This window comes from Piscinibacter sp. (assembly GCF_050175855.1).
Classification (GTDB): Bacteria; Pseudomonadota; Gammaproteobacteria; order Burkholderiales; family Burkholderiaceae_C; genus Piscinibacter.
Genome location: NZ_JBFXIO010000258.1, coordinates 1 through 7436, shown reverse-complemented (window position 1 = coordinate 7436; position 7436 = coordinate 1). Strand labels below are relative to the sequence as shown.

Here is a 7436-nt window from a genome sequence, read left to right as displayed (position 1 = left end):
CAGCCCTCGAGCGCGCGCAGCAGCGTGCGGGCGCTGTGGTAGCGCTGGCGCTCCTGAGTGGCAGTGCAGCGGTTGGCGATGGCGCGAAGCCCTTCGGGCACCGGCTGCGGCGTGGTCCAGGGCAGGCGGACGAGATCGCGGCCTTGCGGCTGCATGCGGGCGATGACCAGCGAAATGTCGGGCTCGTCCAGCACGGCCGCGCCGGACAGCAGCTGATGCAGCAGCACGCCGATGGCCAGAACGTCGCGCTGGGCGCCGTCTCGCTGGGCGCGCAAGGAGGCGGCATCCACGGCCATGCCGCGGTCGCCGGGGGCATCGGAGGTGGAAGCGGCCTGCTCCACGGCGCCGAAAGCCGCCACCCGCACCTGCCCCTGTGGGCTGACCAGCAACTGGTAGGGCTGCAGATCATGGTGCACGACGCCGGCCTCGTGGGCGAAGGCCAGGCCCTGCAGCGCCTGGCAGAGCAGGCCGGTGAGCTCCAGCGGCGCCAGCGGCGGCTGAGCGGCCAGCCACTCGCCCAGGGTGACGCCGAGGGCGCGGTCGCAGGCCAGGTAGGGCCAGTGGTCCTGCACGCCGACCTCGATCACGTGGGCCAGGTGGGGGTGGTTCAGGCGCGCGGCCTGCTTCATCTCGCGCACGCGGTGCTCGAGGGCCTGCGCATCGGCCGGCTGCACGCGCGGCAGCGTCAGCATCACCTCCTGGCCGAGCCGGGTGTCCAGTGCCAGCCAGGCCATGGTGCCGGCGCTCTTGCCCAGCAGCTGGCGCAGCTCGTAGCGGCCGAAGCTGCGGGTCGGGCTGGTGCGAACGGGCGATGCGGGCGTGGCGGATGCGGCCATGGCAAACGGCAGTGGACGTCTGCCGATTGGAAGCGAGCCACCGACGTCCGGAACGCACGATCAGCGCCGGGAAACCCCGCCAATCGTGCGCATTGCACGCCCGCTGGTCAGCCGGACTCGACCAGCCGGCCGTCGCCGGCGATGAAGGCGCTGCGCACGCGGGCGCCGGGCTGCGCTTGCGCCACCGCGGCCCGGTAGGCCGCCAGCTGTTCGTGGTAGGCGGCCAGTTCCTCGGGGCGCTGGTTCAGCTTGTAGTCGAGCACCCACCAGGTGTCGACACCGTCCTCGTCGAGCCGCACCAGCCGGTCGATGCGCAGCACCGTGCCGTCCAAACTCACCGGCACCTCGTTGGCCGCCCAGCGCAGCGCGCTGGCGTCGAAGAAGCGCGCGCACTCGGGGCTGGCGAGGATGCGCGAGGCGATCCGGCCCACCTCGGCGGCGGGCGCGCCGAACTCCGCCGCGGCGCCGGCCGCCAGCGTGGCGAGGTCGCCGCCCCGCCCATGCCACTCCAGCACACGGTGCACCGCCTGGCCGAGCCGCGAGGCCGGGCTGTCGTCCACGCTCGCCGGCAGGACTGGCGACGCCGGCGCAGTCGACCAGCGCGGCAGGTCGACGACTTCGGGCGCGGGTTCGGCGCGCGGCCGAGCTTCGGCGGCCCCGCCGCCCATCGCCCCTGCCCACGGCACCGCGTGCGAGGCGACGCGCTGCCACCAGCTGACCGAGGCGCTGCCACGGTGCGGCTCGGTGGCGCTGAAGACGAGCTGCCGCCGCGCCCGCGTCATCGCCACGTACAGGCCGTTGAGCTCCTCGCGCTCGCGGGCGCGGCGTTCCTCGTCCATCAGCGGCGCCAGCGCCGGCGGGCAGCGGCTCTCGCTGTAGACAAACGCGCAGCGCCGCGGCGCCGCCGCCTGCACCGGCCAGTCGACGAGCAGCGTGGCCGTCTCGGCCTTGCCGGCCTCGGGGTCGGCGTCCATCACGAAGACGATGTCGGCCTCCAGCCCCTTGGCGCCGTGCACAGTGAGCAGGCGCACCGCGCCGCCGAGGTCGGGGGCCGGCACGGTGATCGTGCGGCGCTTGAGTGCGCGCACGAAGGCATAGGGCGTGGCGTAGCGGCCGCCGTCGAGCGCCAGCGCCTGGGCCAGCACGGCGTCGACGGTGGCCAGCGCGGTGGCACGCCGGGCTGCCGGCACGCGCGAGGCCAGGCGCTCGCGCAATTCGCCCTGGGAGACGATGCGGTCGAGCAGGTCGTGTGGAGGCAACACCCGGGCCACCTCGCGCCACTGCGTGAGCAGACCGCGCGCGCGCTGCAGCGCCTCGCTCCCGCCGTCGATCGACGTCAGCGCGCCCCACCAGTCGCCGCCGACGGCATGCCCGGCGAGCGCGAGCACATCCTCGTCACCGGCATCGAACAAGGGGCTGCGCAGGGCCCGCGCGAGCGACAGCCGGTGACCGGGCGACACCAGCGCGTCGAGCACCGCGACCAGGTCCTGCGCCTCGGCGGCGTCGATCAGCGAGGTCTCGTCCACCGCCACGTGCGGCACGTGGCGGCGCTGCAGCGCCTCGGCGAGCAGCCGCAGCGGCTGCCGGGTGCGGCTGAGTACCATCACCTGCTCCGGCGGCACACCGCCGTCGAGCCGCTGCACGATCGCGTCGGCCACCTGTTCCGCCTCGGCGCGGCGGCGCTGAGTCTCCGGCTCGCTGCGCGGTTCGGTGAGACTGTCGCGCCAGCGAGCGGCCTCGGCGGCCTCGGGCTCCGCCTCCTTGGGCGGGCGCGGCACGCGGGGCAGCGCAAACAGCGCCGGGCCGGCGTCCGACGACGACTCGGTGGTGTGCTCGCGAAAGCCCTCGTAGGCTCCGTGCGCCTGCGCCTGCGTGAACACCGCATTGAGCGCCACCAGCACGCCGGGGTCGTTGCGGCGCGTGTGGTCGCACTCGAGCACGCTGCCGCCCAGCGCGTCGACGACGAATTCGCGCACCGCGCCGAACACGCGCGGCTCGGCGCGCCGGAAGCGGTAGATGCTCTGCTTGGGGTCGCCGACCACGAACACCGACGGTGGCCGCTGCCCGCTGGCGCCTCCGCCGGCCCCTGCATAGCCGGAGAGCCAACCGTGCAGCGCGTGCCACTGCAGCGGGCTGGTGTCCTGGAACTCGTCGATCAGCACGTGGCGGATGCGCGCGTCCAGCCGCTCCTGCACCCAGCCGGCCAGGGTGGCGTCGCGCAGCAGGGCCAGCGCGCCACGCTCCAGGTCGTTCATGTCGAGCAGACCGCGCTCGCGCTTGTAGGCCGCGTACTCGACCAGCAGCACGCGGGCCAGGCGAACCATGCGGGCGTGCTCGAGGTGGCTGTCGTGCTGGTGCTGGCGCCGGGCGATGTCTTCCAGTGCGTTCTGCGTGGCCTCGATGCCGACCGCGCCGTTGAGCTTGCGCGGCGATCCGGTGGTGGTGAACAGCGCCGCCCACACCGCCGCGAAGCGCGCCTCGTCGTCGGCCAGCGTCAGCGCCTGCTGCAGGGCCTGCCCGGCATCACGCTGGGTCTTCTTGTCGCTGGCGCACAGCATGCCGGCCAGCGCGGCCAGGTCGTCGCGCCAGGCGGCGCTGGCGATCTCGGCGTGCGGCGGCGCGGCACCCTCGGGCACGGCCGGCGCCACCGCGTCCTCCAGCGATCCATCGTCATCGGCCAGTTCCAGCTCGACGCGCCTCGCCAGTACCGCATCGAACCACCTGGCCGCCTGACTGCGCCCGCGTGTGGCGATCAGCGCGGCATGGTCGGCGCGGCGCGCATCGTCTCGCAGCAGCGCGGCATGGAAGCGCCGCATCACCTCGCCGCGGTGGTCGGTGAGGTCCTGCAGCAGTTCGCCTTCGGGGTCGATGCCGATCTCGTCGAGCAGCTCGAATGGCGCGGCGCGCAGCAGCTGCGCGAACCAGGCATGGAAGGTGCGCACCTCGACAGCGCGGCCGGCATCGAGCACGCGCCGCTGCAGCCCGGCCAGCGCCTCGGCCAGCGCGGGCGCCTGGTCCGGCGGCACGCCGCGCGCCACCAACGCCTCGATGCGCTCCGCAGTGCCCAGCGCAGGAGCGGCGAAGTCGCGCAGCCACTCGTCGAGCCGCTCGCGCATCTCGCCGGCCGCCTTGCGCGTGAAGGTGATGGCCAGGATCTCCTGCGGCTGCGCACCGTCGAGCAGCGCACGCACGATGCGCGACACCAGCATCCAGGTCTTGCCCGCGCCGGCGCACGCCTCGACCACCACGCTGCGCCGCGGATCGCAGGCCAGCGCGTAGAAGGCGTCGCGCGGGACGGGGCGGCCGTCGGCGCGGTAGGCGGGCGCCGCGCTCATGCGGCGCTCCCGTCGGGCCAGTGGTCGCGGCGGCACAGGCCACGCGCCTCGCAGTGCTCGCAGACCTCGCCTTCGCCGAGCGCAGGCAGGCTCGCGCCTGCACGCAGGCGATCGAACTCGGCGCCCAGTTCGCGCACCAGCACCTCGGCGCTGCGCTGCACGTTGTCGTGCACGATCGGCTTGATCGCGTCGGAAGGCTCCAGCGGCAGGTAGCAGGCACGCAACGGCCGGCCTGCTTCCGGCGCCAGCAGGGCGGCATAGAACGCCAGCTGCGTGTCCTCGAGCGGCTGGCGCACGCGCGCCTTCAGGCGCTCCGGCGACGAGGTCTTGTAGTCGATCAGCTGCAGCGCTGCACCGTGCTCGACGCGGTCGATGCGATCGATCACGCCGTACAGCTCGATGCCGCCCGTCGCCGCCGTGCGCAGACGCGCCTCGCGTTCGCCAGCCTGCCATTGGTCACCGTCGTCGTCGCGCCGATGCAGCCACTCGAGGTAGCGCGGTACGAGGCGGGCAAACGAGGCCGCAAAGGGCAGGAATTCGTCGTCGGACAGGCCCTGGGTGCCCTGCTCCTGCGACGCGATCGCGTGCAGCTGCCGCGACTCGTCCTCGACGCTGCCCGGCGCCTGGCGCTGCGCGTGGAAGCGGTACAGCACGCGGTGCAGCCAGTCGCCGAAATCCCGCTTCTCGAGCTCGGCCTCGAGCTCGTCGTCCTCGCGCAGGCCGAGCACGTGGCGGGCGAAGAAGCGGTAGGGGCAATCGCGCAGCGCCTCGACAGCGCTGGCCGACACGCGGCCCGGCAGCGCCTCGCTCGCCACCGGCTGGGGGTGCGCCACGGGCCGCCATTCGAGCTGCCGGCGAACGCGCGGGTCCTGCCAGGGCGCCACTGCCCTGCCCTGCTGGGCGAGATCGAGGCCGAGACGTTGCAGCAGCGGGCTGTCGGCCAGCGGCTCGCCGCTGGTGTCGACATGGCGACGCAGGAAGGTGACGCGTGGCGCGGCCAGCGCCTGCGCGAAGGCCAGCGCCTCGCGTTGCTGCCGCTGCGCGCGGCCGCTCAGCCGCAGCGCGACCTGCTCCGCCTCCGACAGCAGCGGATGGGCCGCGGGCGCCGCGCCGAGGTGGCGGTCGTCTGCACCCGGGCAGACCAGCGCCGCGAACGGCCTCAGCATCGCACGGGCCAGCGGCGTGATCACGACGCGCACGGTGTCCGCGGCAGGCCCGGGCGGCGTGAAGCTGCCGCCTTCCAGCACCGCATCGGCCCAGGCCACGAAACCGTCGAGCCCCATGCGGGCCTGGCTGGCTGCGTCGTGCCAGGCCGCGCTGCCGGCCGCTGGCTCGTCCAGGCGCAGCGCACGCAGCACGGCCTGGCCGGCGGCATCGGCCGAGAGCATGTCCCAGGCGCCGCAGCCGCGCAGGGCTCCGGCCAGCCGCGACAGCCATTCGGCGACGCTGGCCGGGCCGCCGCGCAGCAGCGCGAGCACGGCGTCGATGCGCGCCACATGATCGGCCAGCGCCGGTTCGAGCTCGGCCTGTGCCAGGCGCTCGACGCGCGAGATGGCCCGGCGCCGGCACTCCCGCTCGATCGCGCGCAAGAGGTTGTCCGCCGCCTCGACGCCGGGCCAGCCCGGCAAGGCCTTGAGCCCATCGAACAGCATGTCGGTGCCGGCGCGCGGCGACGCGGCACGCAGGATCGCCATCACCAGCGCGGCGGCGCGCGTGGTCGACAGTGTCCAGCCCGTCTCGTCGGCCAGGGGCACGTGCTGCCGCTCCAGCAGCGCCCGGATGCGCCGCACCAGCTGGCGATCGAGGCCGATGAGGGCCACCGGATGCTCGCCGCGTTCGAGGTGCACGAGCACCTGAGCCGCCGCGGCCTGGGCCTCGTCCTCGAAGCCTGGGCAGCGGGCCAGCGACGGTATGTTGGTGCGTGAAGAGAGACCGGCGTCCGCATCGGCATCGGCATCGACGATCAGGCAGGGGCAGCGCGCCGCGGCCAGCAGAGACTCGACCAGCCCGTCGGGACCGCCGGCCTGCAAGGCCACCCAGCCAGCGGGCTCGGCCTCGAAGAGGCGGTCCGTCGCCGGCGCCGCGCTTTGCGCGGCCCACTCGAGTGCCAGGCGGGCCAGCCAGCGCTGTTGCGCCCCCGGGCCCGCGCTGGGAGCGAGCCGCTGGCGCGCATCGGCCCAGTAGGCCTCGCGCGCGTCGGGCGGCAGTTCATGCGCCGCACCGGCCAGTGCCTGGGCAGTCTCGACGACGGCCGCCACGGCACGGTCGAATCGCCTCGGGTCGGCCTTCGCCCAGGCGGCACCCACCGACTGCAGCCGCAGCAGCCGCGCCGCGACCAGGCGATCGGCCGCGGCATCGAAGCTCAGTTGCATCGGCTGCACCGCGACGGGCGGGGCGAGCGAGGCGGCACAGGTGCGCGCCGTCTCGATGCGCGGTTGCCAGCCACCGCCGCGCGCGAAGGCCTCGCGGGCCGGCGGCAGCAGGGCGCTGAAGGGCAGCAGCAGCACCACGTCGCGCAGGGGCAGATCGCGGACCGCGGCCCACTCGCGCACACGGGTCGCCAAGGCCTGCCAGACCCGGCCTTCCGCGGTTTGCAAGGGGGTGCGCTCTATCGCAGCCATAGGGGCGTCGAGGGCGGCACGGCCGGCACCCCGGGGGGCTTTGTGTCAGAATCATTGTGCCTCGTCACCTCTCAGGCGGGGTGCCCTCCCGAGGACCATCCCATGAGCAGCGATCTGATCAAACACATTTCCGACGCGTCGTTCGAAGCCGACGTGCTCCAGTCCGACAAGCCGGTGCTCGTCGATTACTGGGCCGAGTGGTGCGGCCCCTGCAAGATGATCGCGCCCATCCTCGACGAGGTGTCGAAGGACTACAACGGCCGCCTGCAGATCACCAAGATGAACGTGGACGAGAACCGCGACGTGCCGGCCAAGTTCGGCATCCGCGGCATCCCGACGCTGATGCTGTTCAAGAACGGCCAGCTCGCCGCGACCAAGGTCGGCGCGCTGTCCAAGGCCCAATTGACGGCCTTCCTCGACGGTCATCTATAATCGTCGCCAATCGCTGCGCCGACCCGGCCCCACGAGTCGCCGGGCGGCGTCGCAGAAAATCCAGCCACCACGCACGGAAACGCGCTCCGATACCTCGGGCGCCAGTTCCAGCCCGCATCGGGCTCAGCGTGGATCCGGCCCCCACTCCAGCGTTCCCGCAGCTCCCAGACGCAGGTCCACGCCGCCAGGCTTCAAAGCGGTCGTGAGAGGTG

General features: G+C 73.7%; 4 protein-coding genes. 1 reads left to right on the top strand and 3 read right to left on the bottom strand.

Annotated elements, in window-relative coordinates; all coding sequences use genetic code 11:
- The 3 genes from AB7U92_RS17890 to AB7U92_RS17880 all read right to left on the bottom strand — a co-directional run.
- The coding region (locus AB7U92_RS17890) for a serine/threonine-protein kinase (RefSeq protein ID WP_428579923.1) at positions 1-836 on the bottom strand (836 nt) is incomplete at its 3' end.
- Between the two features lie 107 nt (positions 837-943).
- Positions 944-4171, bottom strand: coding sequence for a UvrD-helicase domain-containing protein (locus tag AB7U92_RS17885; RefSeq protein WP_428579920.1), 3228 nt, complete (start codon positions 4169-4171; stop codon positions 944-946).
- Positions 4168-6768, bottom strand: a complete 2601-nt coding sequence (locus AB7U92_RS17880; RefSeq protein WP_428579917.1) for a PD-(D/E)XK nuclease family protein — start codon at positions 6766-6768, stop codon at positions 4168-4170. Before AB7U92_RS17880 ends, AB7U92_RS17885 begins: the two co-directional genes overlap by 4 nt.
- Positions 6769-6894: 126 nt before the next feature.
- Here AB7U92_RS17880 and trxA point away from each other — a divergent pair, with 126 nt between their 5' ends.
- On the top strand, positions 6895-7224 hold the full coding sequence (trxA, locus tag AB7U92_RS17875; protein WP_428579914.1) for a thioredoxin TrxA: 330 nt from the start codon (positions 6895-6897) through the stop codon (positions 7222-7224).
- Positions 7225-7436: the final 212 nt, after the last annotated feature.